Origin of the sequence: Facklamia sp. P13064 (assembly GCF_050409425.1) — a bacterium.
Classification (GTDB): Bacteria; Bacillota; Bacilli; order Lactobacillales; family Aerococcaceae; genus Facklamia.
Genome location: NZ_JBNUPM010000054.1, coordinates 1 through 561, shown reverse-complemented (window position 1 = coordinate 561; position 561 = coordinate 1). Strand labels below are relative to the sequence as shown.

Sequence of the window (561 nt, the reverse complement as noted above, 5' to 3'; positions counted from 1 at the left end):
AAAAAATGGCAATCCGATGAAAAGAAAGTCTTCAATTGGACTTATCATGAAGCAGATGATTATTATATTGACCTTCAAGGGGTACGTTTCAATTTCAGTGCTTACCGTGAGCGAAAAAATCATTATGACGAGATTCAACAATTCAAAGAATACAAAGCTGAAACGCACACTTCAGGAGGCGAACGCATTGAAGCCGCATTTACTCCGAAAGGTTCCATCCGAAAAATCAGCGTCAATCCTTCTTGGGAATATTTTAAAGCTAAACAACGTGCACTGGCTGAAGAAGAAACCACCCAAGCCATTTATGCCCGCCGAAAAATCGATGTTGAAACTGCCTTTGGCTATCTCAAGGGTTCTTTAGGTTTCACCCGAGTCCACCTTCGAGGCAGACGGAAGGTGAAAATTGAATTAGGCATTGCATTACTGGCATACAATATCAATAAACTGGTGTTATATATCCAAGAACAAGAAAAAATAAAGACCCGAGATAAAATGCGTGGACATTTTATCTCGGGTCTTATTTTAAAGGTTATAGCAAAAATGGACTTATGATACAGCCCC

At 39.6% G+C, this 561-nt stretch carries 1 protein-coding gene; it reads left to right on the top strand.

All coding sequences use genetic code 11. The features are described from left to right. Window positions 1–552, top strand: a 552-nt coding sequence (locus ACQV2S_RS08855) for a transposase (protein WP_428885416.1), incomplete at its 5' end; no start/stop codon positions are given. Between the last annotated feature and the right edge of the window lie 9 nt (window positions 553–561).